The 16,229-nt window shown below is 42.7% G+C and carries 17 protein-coding genes; 11 read left to right on the top strand and 6 right to left on the bottom strand.

Annotation, left to right across the window (positions count from 1 at the left end; translation table 11 throughout):
- Positions 1-189 precede the first annotated feature (189 nt).
- The 4 genes from BMZ22_RS10480 to BMZ22_RS10465 form a co-directional block, all read right to left on the bottom strand.
- Positions 190-885 carry an ABC transporter permease gene (locus tag BMZ22_RS10480; RefSeq protein ID WP_090085256.1) on the bottom strand — a complete coding sequence of 232 codons (696 nt, stop codon included), beginning with the start codon at positions 883-885 and terminating at the stop codon, positions 190-192.
- Positions 885-1,733, bottom strand: a complete 849-nt coding sequence (locus BMZ22_RS10475; RefSeq protein WP_090085254.1) for an ABC transporter ATP-binding protein — start codon at positions 1,731-1,733, stop codon at positions 885-887. Before BMZ22_RS10475 ends, BMZ22_RS10480 begins: the two co-directional genes overlap by 1 nt.
- 164 nt (positions 1,734-1,897) lie before the next feature.
- Complete coding sequence (locus BMZ22_RS10470; protein WP_090085252.1) at positions 1,898-2,848, bottom strand: response regulator transcription factor; 951 nt, start codon at positions 2,846-2,848, stop codon at positions 1,898-1,900.
- A 275-nt stretch (positions 2,849-3,123) separates the two neighbouring features.
- A complete protein-coding gene (locus BMZ22_RS10465; RefSeq protein WP_090085250.1) occupies positions 3,124-3,744 on the bottom strand; it encodes a DUF3298 and DUF4163 domain-containing protein in 621 nt (206 codons plus the stop codon).
- 163 nt (positions 3,745-3,907) lie between these two features.
- On the opposite strand from BMZ22_RS10465, the gene BMZ22_RS10460 reads away from it, so the two are divergent.
- Both BMZ22_RS10460 and chrA read left to right on the top strand, forming a co-directional pair.
- Complete coding sequence (locus BMZ22_RS10460) at positions 3,908-4,213, top strand: PadR family transcriptional regulator (protein WP_090085248.1); 306 nt, start codon at positions 3,908-3,910, stop codon at positions 4,211-4,213.
- A gap of 31 nt (positions 4,214-4,244) precedes the next feature.
- Entirely contained in the window at positions 4,245-5,441 is a 1,197-nt protein-coding gene (chrA, locus tag BMZ22_RS10455; protein ID WP_090085247.1) for a chromate efflux transporter, read from the top strand.
- A gap of 5 nt (positions 5,442-5,446) precedes the next feature.
- On the opposite strand, the gene BMZ22_RS10450 is transcribed toward chrA, so the two are convergent.
- A complete protein-coding gene (locus BMZ22_RS10450; RefSeq protein ID WP_090085246.1) occupies positions 5,447-6,313 on the bottom strand; it encodes an SDR family oxidoreductase in 867 nt (288 codons plus the stop codon).
- 276 nt (positions 6,314-6,589) lie between these two features.
- Here BMZ22_RS10450 and BMZ22_RS10445 point away from each other — a divergent pair, with 276 nt between their 5' ends.
- Entirely contained in the window at positions 6,590-8,221 is a 1,632-nt protein-coding gene (locus tag BMZ22_RS10445) for a BCCT family transporter (protein WP_090085244.1), read from the top strand.
- Between the two features lie 321 nt (positions 8,222-8,542).
- On the opposite strand, the gene BMZ22_RS10440 is transcribed toward BMZ22_RS10445, so the two are convergent.
- Entirely contained in the window at positions 8,543-9,946 is a 1,404-nt protein-coding gene (locus BMZ22_RS10440) for a sodium/glutamate symporter (protein WP_090085242.1), read from the bottom strand.
- Between the two features lie 237 nt (positions 9,947-10,183).
- Here BMZ22_RS10440 and BMZ22_RS10435 point away from each other — a divergent pair, with 237 nt between their 5' ends.
- The 8 genes from BMZ22_RS10435 to BMZ22_RS10400 all read left to right on the top strand — a co-directional run bounded on the left by BMZ22_RS10435 (position 10,184) and on the right by BMZ22_RS10400 (position 16,205).
- Complete coding sequence (locus BMZ22_RS10435; protein WP_090085240.1) at positions 10,184-10,618, top strand: universal stress protein; 435 nt, start codon at positions 10,184-10,186, stop codon at positions 10,616-10,618.
- A 7-nt stretch (positions 10,619-10,625) separates the two neighbouring features.
- Positions 10,626-11,741, top strand: coding sequence for a DUF3231 family protein (locus BMZ22_RS10430; RefSeq protein ID WP_090085236.1), 1,116 nt, complete (start codon positions 10,626-10,628; stop codon positions 11,739-11,741).
- Positions 11,742-11,920: 179 nt separating this feature from the next.
- Positions 11,921-12,256 (top strand): hypothetical protein, encoded by a 336-nt coding sequence (locus BMZ22_RS10425; protein WP_090085235.1) that lies wholly within the window; start codon positions 11,921-11,923, stop codon positions 12,254-12,256.
- A 206-nt stretch (positions 12,257-12,462) separates the two neighbouring features.
- Positions 12,463-12,753, top strand: coding sequence for a coiled-coil domain-containing protein (locus BMZ22_RS10420; RefSeq protein WP_090085233.1), 291 nt, complete (start codon positions 12,463-12,465; stop codon positions 12,751-12,753).
- Positions 12,754-12,924: 171 nt separating this feature from the next.
- Positions 12,925-13,908 (top strand): ring-cleaving dioxygenase, encoded by a 984-nt coding sequence (locus BMZ22_RS10415; RefSeq protein WP_090085231.1) that lies wholly within the window; start codon positions 12,925-12,927, stop codon positions 13,906-13,908.
- 134 nt (positions 13,909-14,042) lie between these two features.
- Positions 14,043-14,651 carry a methyltransferase gene (locus BMZ22_RS10410; RefSeq protein WP_090085229.1) on the top strand — a complete coding sequence of 203 codons (609 nt, stop codon included), beginning with the start codon at positions 14,043-14,045 and terminating at the stop codon, positions 14,649-14,651.
- Between the two features lie 208 nt (positions 14,652-14,859).
- Positions 14,860-15,360, top strand: a complete 501-nt coding sequence (locus tag BMZ22_RS10405) for a PTS sugar transporter subunit IIA (RefSeq protein ID WP_342710411.1) — start codon at positions 14,860-14,862, stop codon at positions 15,358-15,360.
- A 26-nt stretch (positions 15,361-15,386) separates the two neighbouring features.
- Positions 15,387-16,205 carry a PRD domain-containing protein gene (locus BMZ22_RS10400; protein ID WP_090085225.1) on the top strand — a complete coding sequence of 273 codons (819 nt, stop codon included), beginning with the start codon at positions 15,387-15,389 and terminating at the stop codon, positions 16,203-16,205.
- The last annotated feature ends 24 nt before the right edge of the window (positions 16,206-16,229 follow it).

The following is a 16,229-nucleotide window of genomic DNA, read 5'->3' as shown; positions in this document are numbered from 1 at the left end:
AATATGCGTAGACTCCTGCGGGAAGAGAGGCATAGGTGAGTCAACGAAGTGCCTTGGCACGAGTTGGCTCACCAGCCGCCCGCGGAAAGCGAAGCATATTTCCGGAGCGGTGTATCCCGCTTCCTTTCCTAATAATCGTTCGTCTTTTCCTTTACTTTCAAACCTTTTGCCCCAGCCTCTGTGTCCTCGTTAATCATCTGTCCTTGTTTTTTTGAAACAACTATACATAAACACAGCGGCTGCTGCTACCCAAATAAAAATCACGCCAAGCGGCAGCCAGGAATTGCCGTCATGCAATTCAATCGCCTGCATAATCGGGAAGGTTTCAAACACGGCCATGGCGATGCCATCCTCTGCCAAACCGAACGAGTCGACCATCGGAGTGAAACCGAACAAGAACATGACAGGCATTAAATAAGCCGACGTAGCTGCGATTGATTTTGAAAAGAGCCCGATGCCGATTCCCAGAAAAAGAAAGAACAAAAATAATAATATTAAGGCGATGATGGCTTTGATATTCAAAAATGGGTCAATCCCCATAATTGCTAAAGAGATGATAAGCGCTGTGAACGTGATCAGGCCGGTAACAAGGCTTTTTCCAATAATGATATCCAGAAAAGAAGCAGGTGATAACATCAGGCCGCGCAACGTTTTCTTCTCATTTTCTTCAGCCATCATGGTCATCATACTACTGGATGTGACGGCGGAGAACGTAACCCCGACCACCAGATAAATCAAGAAAATAGGGAGGCTTTCACCATCGCTGATTCTGGTGTATATTAGAGCCAGCACGATTGGGATCAGTGGCATCATTAAGAGCATCATGTTTTTCATGAAGTCTTTTATGTCTTTTTCAAAAATGGCATTAATTCGCTGAACGTTCATCATACGAGCTCCTTTCCGGTGACCTTTAAAAAGATCTGACCAAGCGTTGGATTGTCTGTATGCATCATTTTAACTTGCCCGGTTTCAATCAATTCTTTCAGCTGTTCGCCATTCTTGGGGGTATTTTCAATGACGAGCCGGTCACCGGCAAACGTTTCGACATGAAAAGCATGTGTTGAGTACTTGTAGCGTAATGCTGCAGGGCTATCGGCTTCCTGAATGTCACCATAATTCAAAAATGCTACCCGGTCGCATAAAACGGTCGCTTCTTCCATGTCATGGGTCGTTACAAATATCGTTGTCCCCGATTCATTCAGTCTCTGCAGCCCGCGATGCACCTGCGCCATGCTGGCCGGATCCAGCGCAGAAGTCGGTTCGTCGAGAAACACCAGGTCAGGCTTATGAATAAGCGCCTTGGCGAGCAGGACGCGTTGCTTCATACCTTTTGACAGTTTCGAGACGGTCTTCTTTCGATCATTTTCAAGATTTACATCACGCAGAATCCTATCGATTTCCTTGAGTGGTGCACCATATAATTTACAAAATAATTTCAGGTTGTCATAAACCGTAAGTCGTTCATAGAGCGAGCTGTTGTCTGACAGAATACCGATTTTCGATTTAAAAGCAGATGTTTTTAATTGGTTCGTGTTATAACCGAGAACGTTTACCTTCCCGGCTGTCGGACCGAGTTCACCTGTTAAAATTTTAATCGTTGTCGTCTTACCTGAGCCGCTTGGACCGAGCAGCCCAAAAATTTCCCCCTTTTTCACATTAAAACTGACGTGATTAATCGCTGTGTTTTGACCGAAAACTTTCTGCATTCCTTGTACCTCAATTGCATTTTCCAACTGGAAACCTCCTTTGCTTAACTGCTTCAATCATAGCTTGAAAAGGGAGGTGCTGCAGTCAAATTTGAACGGAATGTACCCTCAGAAAGCTGAAATGTACCGATAAAATGGTGAAAAAGGTGTTCTGAAAAACGTGTTCGTCATGCATTTTTGCTGAACTGTACTTATTTCAGGCTGAATTTTTCCTGAATGTCCTGAATTTTGGTCCGGGAAAGCGGAATGGTCGACTGAATCTTATTGTCAACTTTAAGGGAGTAGGTGTTTTTCGACCATGTAATGATTTCACGCACTTTCTGTAAGTTAACGATATAGGATCTGTGACAACGGTAGAACCCGTAAATTTCAAGTTTCTTTTCAATTTCTGCAAGCGTTGCATCCATGGCGTATGTTTCATTGTTAATGACCAGCATGGCTTTACCATCCTGACTTTCTATGTAGTCGATTTCAGGCGGGTCAAATAAAATCATCTTGTCGTCAACTTTCGCCGGGATTTTAAATAAATTTGCATTCATCGTTACGTCAGATTGTCCTGTATCTGAATTTTTTTCATTATCTTCATCAATTTCGATTGTATGCAGTCCGCTTGCCTGAAGCTTGTATGCTGAATCACTCACTAGCATCGCATGTTCCATATTGGATACGAGCACCAGCGCAGGGCGCCCATCTTCTTTAAGTTTCTGAAGCATGTTCTGGAATGTCTTAACTGTTCGGACATCGACACCATGAATCGGTTCCCGAAAGACGACCGGAGCAACCCCGCTCATATAGTACTTGGCAAAATAAACCCGGCGCAGCTCTGAATCCGAACATTTGTGAAGCGGTGTGCGGGCTACGCTCTGCAGTTCAAACAGCACCACAATTTCAGGCAAAGGTGTTTGGCAATTGAACCATTTGTGATAGAAAGCGAGATTGGCTTCGATTGTCAGGCGTTTGTATAACCCTTCCTGCTGATCAAATATGGTAATTCGGTGGTCACTGCGAAGGGCGGTGACAAGTTCAGACTGCATATCGATGTCACTATAGATCGAAGTTGCCACTGTATCATCAATGGTAAGGGAAAACGATGGCAAGTCTTTATTGTTTATAATGTCATGATTAAATTTAAAATAAACCATCTGTCGATACTCCTGTTCAAAAATTCTAATAATCTTTATTAGTATAACATGGAAAGGGCATCGGGTTGGCGTTTATTACGAGGAAAATCTGATGAGCTTTTAAAGCACTTTTTGGGGAGTCTACAGCGATTGTGGCTTAAACTACAGCGATCAGGGGCTTGTCTATAGCGATTTTTGCATAATCTACAGCGATTCCAGATTAGTCTGCAGCGGAGCGCTGTAGATTACAGCGATAACACGTTAATCTACAGCGCAAATTTCCATTATTCTTAATGTCAGTTATTAACCGCCATACGGCCGAGCGGTCCCTCCTCATCGATAATATCCTGAATGTCATAAACGGAGATGGGGAACATTGGAAAACCGAACACGTATGGTGTTATGGCGTATAGCTGAAAATAGATGACGAGCGTTTTGTCAGCAATGTAAAAATCCTGCTCAGGCTGTACTTCAACGCTCTCCTCGAAAGTCTGAATATCCCGCCGCTTAATTTGTGCATTAACGAGTTCTGTCAGCCGTTCTGCATAATTGCTTCCTGCCTTGAATAAATCACTCAGGTTACATCGCTTTCGTTTTTCAAGATCAAATGTTAACGATTGAATGTAAGTCATGCCATGAGCCGCCTGGTAGTGATAAGCATAGTTTGATAGTGACAGGCTTAGAACGTCACGCTGATTGTTTTTAATTTCAAAAGACCCATCCATTTCGATGAGAGGGGATGGCATTTCGCCTGATTGTTGATCAATCAGCTGCTGTGTTTCAAAAACAATTTGCTGGTTGATAAACTGCTCCATTCCTTCATCAGGCATCGCGTAAGCCCGTGGGTAGACTACATTTTTCCCCGGTCCGCCGGTAATCTGATTCGGCACAATACAAACGGGCATTGGTTTCGGCATTTGCTTCACCTTCTTCTGGTTTTATGCCCAGTGTATGCGAATGGACCAAAATGTGTACCCGAGCAATTTACATACATTTAACTTGTATTAATAATTAAAATCATTTAAGATAAATTCAATATCGAATTCCGATATTGAATTCCGATTATGAAGGAGGGGGCTAGTGGATAATAAAGTATTACGGAAACTTTTTCTGGGATTTATCCATATTCACATTCTTCACCATGCCAAAGAAGAGCCGATTTATGGATCGTGGATGCTTGATGAACTGCGCAGTCACGGATACGAAATAAGTGCCGGAACGCTTTACCCAATACTGCATGGTATGCAGGAAGATGAACTGCTCGCGAGAAAAGACGTGAATGTCAGTGGCAAGGTAAGAAAATATTACCGCATAACAGACAAGGGTGATGAAGTGTTGAACGAAGCACGAGCCAAAGCTTATGAACTGTTTAAAGAGATCAAGTGAAACTGCTTTTGATAGGAGAGGAGGATACGTTGTGACAGATAATCGTCAAAGTAAATTCAGAACACTTACCGAAATTTTATTGACATCAACTAAATTAGGCCTGACGTCATTCGGCGGCCCGGTTGCACATCTGGCTTATTTTAAAGATGAATACATCGACCGTCGAAAATGGCTCGATGACAAGACGTATGCCGATATTATTGCTTTGTGTCAATTTCTTCCTGGTCCTGCCAGCAGCCAGGTCGGCATATCAATTGGAATGATGCGTGGGGGTCTCTTGGGCGGTCTCATTTCGTGGTTTGGATTTACCGTGCCATCGGTCATCGTGCTGGTGGTATTTGCGATGATGTATCAAACATTTGCACTGGCTGACGCGGAATTCATACATAGCTTGAAAATTGTGGCGGCAGCCGTCGTCCTGCACGCGCTGATTGGCTTAGGTAAAAAGCTGACGCCCGATAAATCGCGGCTGGCAATAGCTGTGACGGCCGCTATTGTCATGTTGTTGTATCCGACTGCCTGGATGCAAATTTTAATTATTGCGGCGGCTGGCCTGCTGGGGTTCGTCTTTTTTAAAGATAAAGCCGAGTCAAACGTTCAGCCGTTTTCAATTAATATTTCAAAAAAGTTCGGCATCACATCGTTAGGTATCTTGATTAGTTTGCTTATTATAATGCCGTTGTTAAACAGCGCTTCGAATAACCCGCTTGTTAATATTTTCGATATCTTTTTCAGGGTTGGATCGCTTGTATTTGGCGGCGGGCATGTCGTATTGCCGATGCTTGAGCGGGAAGTCGTTCCAAATGGTTTGTTGTCAGCAAATGAATTCCTGGCAGGCTACGGGATGGCCCAAGCTGTCCCGGGACCGTTGTTTACATTCTCCAGTTATCTCGGAACGATGATGGAAGGTGTTGTCGGAGCAATCGTTGCAACAATTGGGATTTTCCTCCCGTCATTTTTACTTATTATCGCAGCTTTGCCGTTTCTGAGTGAGTTACGTAAACGTGCATCGTTTCAAGGGGTGCTGATGGGTGTGAACGCAAGTGTGGTCGGAATATTGCTGGCGGCGTTCTATGATCCGGTTATCAGCAGTTCGATCACCGGCACAACCGATTTTGCACTTGCTGTCATTCTGTTTGCGCTTTTAAATATTTGGAAAGTGCCGGCGTGGCTCATTGTGCTTATAGGTGTAGCAGGCGGTTATATTTTGCAGCTTATAACGCTTTGACAAAACTAGGTTTTATTTCGAAAACCAACCTTTTTTAAGGTTGCCCGCTCAAACCATTTCCAAGGCAGCAGACTCTTAAGCCGTATTGCATTTTTAGTACGACGACCGACTGGATAGCGAAGGTCTGGCTCGTCCATCTGGGCAAGTTTTACCGCCAATTGTGCTACTTCCTCCGGGTTGTCGGCGGTTTGTGCGATACGGCTGACCATTTTCATTAACGTTTGGGTATCCGCGTTATATGGGGAGTCGGGGCGAACATTTAATTCATTCATTCCTTTTGACCAAATATCTGTTTGGTAGGAGCCCGGTTCAATCAATACGACATGGACACCGTAAGGAAGCATCTCCAGCCTCAACGCTTCACTGAACCCTTCAACAGCAAACTTGGAAGACGCATAGGGTGCAAGTCCCGGCAGAGCCATTTTTCCGCTGACACTTGAAAGATTGATAATTGTGCCGTGCTTTTTCCTTCGCATATGAGGCAGGATAGCTTTGGTAAGGGCTATTAATCCAAATACGTTCGTTTCAAATTGTCCGCGCCAATCTTCCAGCGGAACCTCCTCAACAAATCCCCCGGCAGCATATCCGGCATTGTTGATCAGTATATCAACCCCACCGTAGCATTCAATAATTTCAGGAACCACTGAATCGATTTCTTCCTGATGGGTTATATCCAATTTCATGCAGCTGATATTTTTTTCAACCCCTTTGTCCCTAGCAGGCTTCAACACAAATTCTTTCTTTGTTAAATGGCGCATCGATGCGATGACGAAATACCCGGCTTCTGCAAAAGCGAGACTCATCAGCAGACCGAAGCCGCTTGAAGCACCGGTGATCAGCACGACAGATTTGTTTTTTGTTGGAAGAGCCATTTTCTCACCTCTCATTAGTGTCATTCTATCAATTCGTATGTGAGACGCCAATCAACTCTATCAACCGAGGTGTTTTTGGGAGGAAAAAATTGGGGGGACAACGATCCCGTCCCTCTGTCCCTGGTACGTTTGATTAATTAAATTGCGTGGTAATAGGTACAATATATTTAGCTGTATTTAAATTAGCAGGGCCAGCGTCTGATTCATTGGTTTGAATTTAGAAAATGAGGGAAAATCTGACCTGGACGCTTATATTCAGAAATTGGAGGTATCAGGATGAAAGGGAATAGCAGTAAGGGACTCGGCAGCAGGTTAATTGACCATCGAATTTTTGCCCCATCTTTAATTATTGTTATTTTAATCTGTATTCCTTTTGCCATGTATGAAGATCAATCTTTGGAATTACTTAATAGTATTTTCGATAAGATTGTGGATATGTTCACCTGGGGCTATATTTGGTACGCGATTATACTTGTCGCGGCAGGGTTGTATTTGTCATTTTCCAAGTACGGTAATGTTGTACTGGGTGACCCAAATGAAAAACCGCGTTTTAATTTATTTGAATATGCTTCCATTTTAATTGCAATGGGGCTCGGTTCAACAATCATGCGTACGGGTATGACAGAGTGGGCAAACGTGGCTATACAGCCGCCATTCGGCGTTGAAGAAGGTTCAAACCAGGCGTTGTTATGGGGAAATGCCTACAGTATGTTTATGTGGAGTTTTCAGGTGTTTGCGATTTTCGTTATGGCGGCCCCGGCTATGGCGTATGTGCTGCACGTTCGCAAACGGCCGTTTATGCGGATATCGGAAGTTTGCCGTGTTATTTTCGGTGATAAGTTCACGGACGGGATTGGGGGAAAAATTCTCGATATTATCTTTCTCGTCAGTATACTTTCAGGTGCAGCGGTTACATTAGGTCTCGGCGCACCGATTGTTACGTACAACGTAGCGGAATTACTTGGGGTTGAGCTGAACTTTACCCTGACATTAATCGTAACAATCGTATGGGTGCTGCTGTTCTCGGTAAGTGCGTATCTGGGAATTGAAAAAGGGATCAAGCGGTTAAGTACATTTAACATGTATTTAGCGGCACTATTTGGTCTGTTTGTTGTCGTTGTCGGTCCGGGCATTTTCATCTTTAACTTTTTCACTGACAGTATTGGTCATTTGCTTAAAAATTACTTGAGTTTTTCAATCAACACAGACTCGATGAATCCGGACGGGTCAACGTACATCGTCAGCAACACGGTGTTCTGGTTCGCATACAGTGCGACGTGGGCGATGCTTCACAGTGTCTTTGCCGCTAAAATATCGCGTGGCAGAACTATCAAGGAAATGATTTTAACGTATTTATTGGCGCCGACTTTTCTGTCGTGGATTGCTACAGGCATATTAGGCGGCTTGGGAGCCGATCGTTACTTGTCGGGTGACGTGCCTGTACTGGATATTGTGAGGGAAGATGCGATGGCGGCGATACCTGCGATTTTAAATTCATTGCCGTTTTCGTCGCTTGTGTTAATTATATTTATTATCATTGCAACAGTTTTCCTGACCACAACGTTGGATTCCACAACGTACACCATCGCGTCTTATACGGGAACGGAGAACATGAGTCAGGCAGAGCCTTCAAGAACATTGAGAATACTCGTTGCAGCAATTATTACGGTGCTGGCACTGTTGATGATGCGAATCGGCGGACTGCCGCCACTTGAAGTTCTTTCAGGTTTAATGGGTATTCCAATCATCATCATTCAGTTCTTAACGATTTATGCTGCCAAGAAAATGATTGATCAGGATGAAGCGTTCTATTACAACATTCGGCCTGATAAGCAAGAAAATAAAGGACGTGAACAAGGAAGAGAAATCAGAAAGAATATTGAACTTGGCAAGCAGCTGAGAAAATAGAAACTAAACGAAAAATAAAGCGCATGGCACTGAACGGAAAGTGCCATGCGTTTTATTTAGAAATGTGCTTTGCCGGAGCATGTGTTGATATACTCATTCTTCTGTCGATATCTTCGCTCATGTGTTGATATACTCATTCTTCTGTCGATATCTTCGCTCATGTGTTGATATACTCATTCTTCTGTCGATATCTTCGCTCATGTGTTGATAAATTCATTCTTCTGTCGATAACTTAGCTCATGTGTCGATATATTCATTCTTCTGTCGATAACTCCAGTCATGTGTTGATACTTACTCATCTCGATCCAGTCAACTCATTGATTAGGACTTCATTTTCCCGAAATAAAACAATCCAAATGCCAGCCCGAGGACAAGCATTACTGCTGCCAGGATGAGAAAAGGTATTGGGCCAAGCTGGACAACCAACGGTGCTGATAACGCTGTAACGAGTCCCCCGCCAAGGAACGGTTCAAAGATAAGTTGTTTATAGCCAAAACCTTCATATGCAGGTGATTTCATTTCCGGGTCGGCAACACGCATTAACAAAAGTCCTGTAGCCGTTATACCCATTGACTGGCCAAAGTCGCCGATGCCGCGTTCAAGCCAGTAGGATGGAATCATGCGCGGTGCCAGGTAAAAGAGTCCAAAACCGTTCCATAAAATCCCGACGGTTGCCAGCAACAGGAATGGGACAATATATTCGCCGATGACGTCTAGTGAAACGGTCGCAATTGCCGACAGTATAAGAATATCAAGTGCAAATCCCTGAATGCGCATGACCATCTGTCTGTCTAATATATTTACCTTATCAAATTTCATTGCGGTAATCTGTACCAGAATACCACCGACCATCGCTAATGGAAAGAGCGGTACATAGGTCATGAATTCGGAACCGAACAATACACCTTCCAGCCAAGTAATGCCTTGGAGCAGCGCATAACCAACCAGAATTGCAAGTCCAATCATCGCAAAATGTAAGGAAAGCGGTTCAATCGATTCGGGTCTGACTGTCATTTTTGCTGCGGCATCACGATCTTCAAATTCAATGATGCCGGCTTTTCTCAAAGCAGGTGCATCTTGCACATTTGAGATGACCTTGGTTTTACCTCGTCGCACACCCCAGTTAATCGCTATAATTCCAATAATGACACCGGACAGAATGCCGACGGTTGCTAATCCGATCGCCAAATCATAGGCTTCAGTAAATCCGAGATCTTCAAATGTACCTTGAAGACCGGCAGCTGTTCCATGTCCGCCTTCAAATCCTATTTCAATGAGTGTCCCAATAAATGGCGGCATGTCATAAAACGGTACTAAAACCAGAATAGCCAGCAGCAAACCAAAAACATATTGTCCCCAGCCGAGCGTCCAGCCAAAGGCAAGCTGTGGTCCACCGATGTTCCAAATCTTTTTTAAATTGGGGAGTATGGTTCCCAGAAATAATGAAGCGAAGACGACATTAATCATTAAGCCCGCCAGTGGCGTCCATACATCAAGAATTGTCTGGGATAGAAGGCCTGTCGCCCAAAAAGAGTCCTCACCTGTGAAATTCTGCATAATATTGCCTAGTACTTGCGGTCCCAGAAGCAGTGCGAGGAAACCACCTATAACAGCAGAAGGCAGAAATAAATTTTGCATCCACTTGACACGGACTCTGATCCATTTACCAATTAGTAAAAATAATCCCAGATATAATAGTGCAAATCCTATTTGATTGGGTGTCATGTTTCAGGCTCCTTTCTGTTAGATAAAATCAATTCCTATTCTTTTCCCCGTTGCTTAAATCGCTAAACCGTACTATATGAAAATTACTTTCAAACAAATATTATATCATTTTTGTTGATAACGTTGTGATTTCACAAAAAGTTTGAAAATTATGCAGGATCTACTACAAATCGATGTTATAATATAAATAGGGAAAAGGTTACTGTTTCCTTAAATCTGAGAAAGGGGCGTGCAGGTATGAAACGAAAAATTTTAGTAGCTTATGACGGGTCGGCTTTAAGCAAAGAAGCGCTTCAGGAGGCAAGGTTACAGGCAGCCGGTGTCCCGGAAACGGAAGTACACGTGGTATCGGTCGTGTCACAGGCAGGACCAACCACAAACATTGCAATTGCGAGAAACATCCAGTGGGAGCTCGCTGAGCAGATTCGCTCGGAGATGGAAGAAATCAAAAAAGACTTTGAAGCTGATGATGTAACAATTAAAACGGATGTCATTATAGAAGAAATCCATCGTAATGAAGGTACAAAATTATGCGAATACGCTGAGGAACACGATATTGATTTAATCATTGTCGGAAGCAGAGGACTTGGCGGCGTTAAAAAAATCTTTCTTGGCAGCGTCAGCAACAGAATTGTCCAGGAAGCAGGCTGTCCGGTGCTCGTTATTAAATAAATATGATATGAAAAAGTCGGTCCATTATGGATCGGCTTTTTTTAAAATACGTTACATATTATTCGAAGTTCGGGAGAAATATAAGCGTATTGAAGTCAGGAGGTGGCTGGAATTGAGTAATGCTAATCAATCACTAACATCTGCAGAAATCACACAACTTTGGACAACCTATATGAATGATGCCGGGCTGATATGCCAACTTGAGTACTTCACGGCACAAACTGAAGATGAAGCGATTAAACAGGCTGCCATGCATGGTTTAGAGTTGGCGCAGTCCCATATAAATAAAATAGAGGATATTTTTAATAAAGAAGATTATCCGATTCCCTACAGCTTTAAGTTAAAAGAAGATGTCGATGTGAATGCCCCGAGACTATTTTCCGATTCGTATTTGCTTTATTATCTTCACCAGGGCGCACAAGTAGCTATTCAGGCGCATAGTGTAAGTCTTGGTCTGGCAGGCAGAGAAGATGTTTATGACTTATTCTCTGATTGTTTACAGGAGCAGATTTCGTTTATCAAAATGGTTCATGACATTTTACAGACGAAGGCTCTATATAAGGCATACCCAATGCTTCCGACACCGGAAAGCTATGACTTTGTGCAAAATCAAAGCTTTCTGACCGGTTATTTTGGTGAGCGAAGACCGTTAACAGGTACCGAAATTAACAATTTGTACGGGAATTATTTCCGGAATGCGCTGGGGTCGGCCACGTTAATTGGTTTTAGCCAAGTCGCAACTAATAACGATGTCCGCAAATATCTCGTGAGAGGAAAAGAAATTGCCCAGAAACATTGTGAGATTTTCGGATCCGTGTTACATGAGGATGATCTGCCTGCGTCAACAAGGATGGAAGATTCTGTAACAGACTCCACCACATATACATTTTCCGACAAATTAATGATGTATTACAGCACGGGATTAATTGCTCTTAGTGTTGGTTTTTACGGAAATAGCATGGCGATGAGTCCAAGAAGAGATTTGGGTGTAATGTATAATCGGTTATTGAATGAAATTCTGAAATATGCGGAGGACGGCGCGAATATTATGATTAAAAATGGCTGGATGGAAGAACCGCCAAGGGCTTTGGATCGAGATGAACTGGCCAAAAAGAAGAAGTGATTAAAGCGCATAAGCGGGAGGATTGAATCGAGGCAGTACTTCTCTATTGTATCAATTGTATTACATAGTTGCCGTAAAATTTCCACGAATTTCTCAGTGATTTCTAATGTCTTTCCAATCGCCTTATCACAATCTATCGTTATGCTAATTATAACCCACATAAAGAAAGGGGTATCAGAATGAAATCACTGTTTAAAAGAAATTCCGTTAATAGAAATTTAGCACCAGCCTCAACAGCGGAAAAGATTGCGACCACACCACCAATTATGACGCATACCGCAAACGACCGTGTCTCTTCAGGGTTGTATCCCGAAAATGACATATTAGATGAACAGGTCGACTCGAATGACTATCAGGTGGAGGTTGTACTTAATAATTCAGAGGTACGAATCATTTTATTGAAAGATGAAAGCGGACGCGTGCAATTCCGGAGTATTTACGAAAAGCGAAATAAAATGCTTAAGGTGATTGATCTTGGCCAAGGATTGATTTTTAAAGGCGTTATCGCCGGCTGAATTTGCGTGTGTGAAAATTGGCTGAAATTGTATGATGATATGGCATCGCTGATTTCTAAAAGGAGAAAAGTTTATGAAAACGAATATTCCATTGTTTTGTAGACCATTTTGTGAAAAAATATAAAGTAAAACTAATTTTTAGTCATTTAACCAGTTTGCCTGCCCTGTGGTATAATTTTATTAAAGTGCAAAGGGCGGTGATTTGGATGGATTTAAATGAACTGGCTGGAATTGTTCAGCAAGGATTTAAAGAGATGCATGAAGCATTCTCGGCTGTAAATGGGCGAATAGACAAGCTTGAATTGAGAATGAATGGGCTGGAACAGCGGATGAATGGTTTGGAGACACGCATGGACGGTTTGGAGACACGCATGGATGGTTTCGAACAACGCATGGATAAAATGGAAGAAAGAATGGTTGCGATTGAGAATGACATAAACTTTCTTTCAAGGATGTACGGTGAGCATAGTGTGATGCTGAATAGACTGTTGAATTAAGTTTGTCGTTTGGCCGATGCAATTCGCTCGTTTAATTAATCGAGAGGCATCGGTTTTTTTGTGCTTTTAAAAACGTATAAATTGACACGAACCGTTCAAATATATTATATTTAGTTTGAATTAAAGATAAATTAATTTAGAGTAATAAAGAAAAACTATGGAGGTTTTACCATGAATGGTATAAAAGGCATGCACCACGTGACTGCCATTACGAGCAGTGCGGAAAAGAATTATGAATTTTTCACGTATGTTCTCGGCATGCGTCTCGTTAAGAAGACCGTTAACCAGGATGATATCCGGACGTATCATTTATTTTTCGCGGATGATGAAGGGAACCCTGGCACCGATATGACATTTTTTGATTTTCCCGGAATACCACAGGGAACGCACGGGACAAATGAAATTGCTAAAACAGCGTTTCGCGTGCCAAGCGATGCGGCGCTTGATTACTGGGTAAAACGTTTCGACCGTCTAAAGGTGCAGCATGAAGGTATTAAAGAGGAATTCGGTGTTAAAACACTCTCATTTTCTGATTTTGACGACCAGAAATATCAGCTCGTATCAGATGAAAATCTTGAAGGCGTGGCGCCCGGAATCCCGTGGCAGGATGGTCCCATCCCGCTTGAGTTTGCAATTACAGGACTCGGACCGATTCATGTACGTATAGCCAACTTCGATTACTTTAAAGAAATGATGGAAAAAGTTCTTCAATTCAAAGAGATCGATCAGGAAGGCGACCGTCACTTGTTTGAAGTCGGTCAGGGCGGCAATGGTGCCCGTGTGGTGGTTGAGTATAACTCGGTTATGCCGAACGCCCAGCAAGGCTACGGAACCGTTCACCACTCCGCCTTTCGTGTTGAAGATCGTTCGGTTCTGGAAGAATGGATTGAACGTATGGATAAATTCGGCTTCCGTACGTCGGGCTATGTGAATCGTTTCTATTTTGAGTCGCTGTATGTGCCGGTCGCTCCACAAATATTATTTGAGTTTGCAACGGACGGCCCAGGATTTATGGGTGATGAACCATATGAAACATTGGGTGAAGCATTAGCACTCCCGCCAAAACTGGAACCGAAGCGCGAGCAAATTGAGGAATTTGTCCGTCCGATTGATACGGTGAGAAGTACGAAGACATTTGAAAAAGAATATGAATAGATCACGAATTGAGGCTGCCCATGCATTGGTTAGCCTCATTTTTTAACAGTCAGCATTAATCGACGATGGCTGACAAAGACACGTGATGATGTATAATAGAGGCAGAATGTGTAACCCGCTTAAGGAGAATGGTTATGAAAGAGTATTTTTATGATAAACTGCTGAACATTCACACTCGGGGATCGCAAACGCTTTCCGCAGGCTCAAGGCATCACCATCCTTATCAGCCGACCCCTTACAGCGCACTTGAAAAATTGTTTGAAGTCTATCAAATAAAAAACTCTGATTGTATTGTTGATTTTGGCTCAGGAAAAGGACGCCTCGGGTTTTATATTTATTATTTCTTCAATGCAACGGTGACCGGTGTTGAAATGAACACGACGCTTCATAAGAAGGCACTGAGAAATCGCATGCGGTATTTGAGCCAGACGATGGAAGGAACGGATAAGGTGCATTTTCATTGTTGTTACGCTGAGGAATACCGGGTTACTCCATTTGATAACCGGTTCTATTTTTTTAATCCCTTTTCTGTCGACGTTTTTCAGAAAGTGATTCAGAATATTGAATGTTCAGTAAAGCAGCATAAACGGGATATCGATTTGATTCTTTATTACGGATCGGACGAGTATGTTGATTTCTTGAGAAAAGATACAGCTTTTGATTTAATACATGACATTAACTTATCAAAACTATTTAATGGTGATGATTATGATCGATTTCTGGTTTATCGGTTGGAAGCGTAAGGCCTTTAAATAGAGAAAAATTTTGCGTTCAAGTTATTGAGATGATAATATAACGATAGAAATGAATATTGATCACATGTTACTGACTTGATTAGGCATGGTGGTATGTTACAGGAGGGGCCTTTCTTCTGTATACCGCCATGCTTTTTTATTTGGTTCATTTGGGGAATGGTAAGACAAGCAGATAATTAAAAATCGAAAGCGAGTGATGGATATGTTAAAAAATTTATTTAAAAAAAGAGACGCGAAAACGGATATATTTGCGCCGGTTAATGGGGAAATTGTTCAATTGGACGAAGTGCCCGATCCCGTTTTCAGTCAGAAAATGATGGGAGACGGGGTTGCTGTCAAACCATCTGAAGGAAAAGTTTTTGCACCGACTGATGGGGAAGTTATCCAAATCCCGGAGACGAAGCATGCGATTGGACTGCGAGCAAACGATGGGACAGAAATATTGATTCACATTGGGCTTGAAACAGTCTCATTGGAAGGGGAGGGTTTCACTGTTTCTGTCAGTACCGGTGACCGTGTGTCAACGGGTCAGGAGCTCATGACGTTCGATCTTGCATATATCCGGGAGAATGCTTCAAGTGACGTAACACCAATTGTTATAACGAATGCACAGGAAACCGGAAAGCAGTACACAATGACGAATGAAAAAGAGGGCAAGGCTGGTGAAACCGTGATTATTACGTCTCAGGACAAATAATTTCCGGATGAAAGGAGTGCTTTCTGATGAAAATCAGGAAGATATTGAACAACAATGCAGTCATTGTGAATGATGAGGGCGAAGAAAAAATAGCAATCGGCTCAGGATTAGGTTTTGAGAAGCAGAAAAACGACGTTATCAACCCTCAAAAAATCGAGAAATTATTTGTCTTAAAGGAAAATGAGAAATTGCAGCAGCTGCTGCTCCGGATTCCTGAAAAGCATTTCACGGTGTCCGAAGAAATAATTACGCATGCAGAAAAACAGCTGAATACTGAGCTGAATGAACATATTCGGGTCCAGCTTGCGGATCATATATCATTTGCTATTGAACGTGAACAAAACGGGATCCAGCTTAAAAATGCGCTGCTGCGTGAGATTAAGGTGTTGTATAGGCAAGAGTTTGAGATTGGCTTGTGGGCGATTGAACGCATCAAAAATGAGATAGGTATTGAGATGCCGGTTGATGAAGCAGCGTTTATAGCGCTTTATGTTCATACGATGAAAGTTCAGGGAGGTGATATCCACGAGACGGTACGGCAGACAACGATGGTGCAGACAATGGTGAAGCGAATACGAGAGTACCTGAATATCGCCATTGATGTGAGTGATATCGCTTACGAACGTCTCGTCACTCATCTCCAATTTACGTTGACGCGGGCGAAGCACCAGAACAGTCATGTTATGGATGAGGATATGTTTGACATGATAAAACAGAAATACATGGTATCGTATCATTGTGCCAAAAAAGTGGCCGATGAAGCATACGCTTCTTACGGGGTGTACTTGCCTGAAGAAGAGTTGGGGTATATTACGCTGCATATTGAGCGATTACGTACCCAATGATAGTAATAACTTATAAGTGATTTG

The organism is Lentibacillus persicus, from assembly GCF_900112705.1.
GTDB classification, from domain to species: Bacteria; Bacillota; Bacilli; order Bacillales; family Amphibacillaceae; genus Lentibacillus; species Lentibacillus persicus.
The sequence above is the reverse complement of the archived record's forward strand: the minus strand, read 5'-3'. Positions and strand labels throughout refer to the sequence as shown.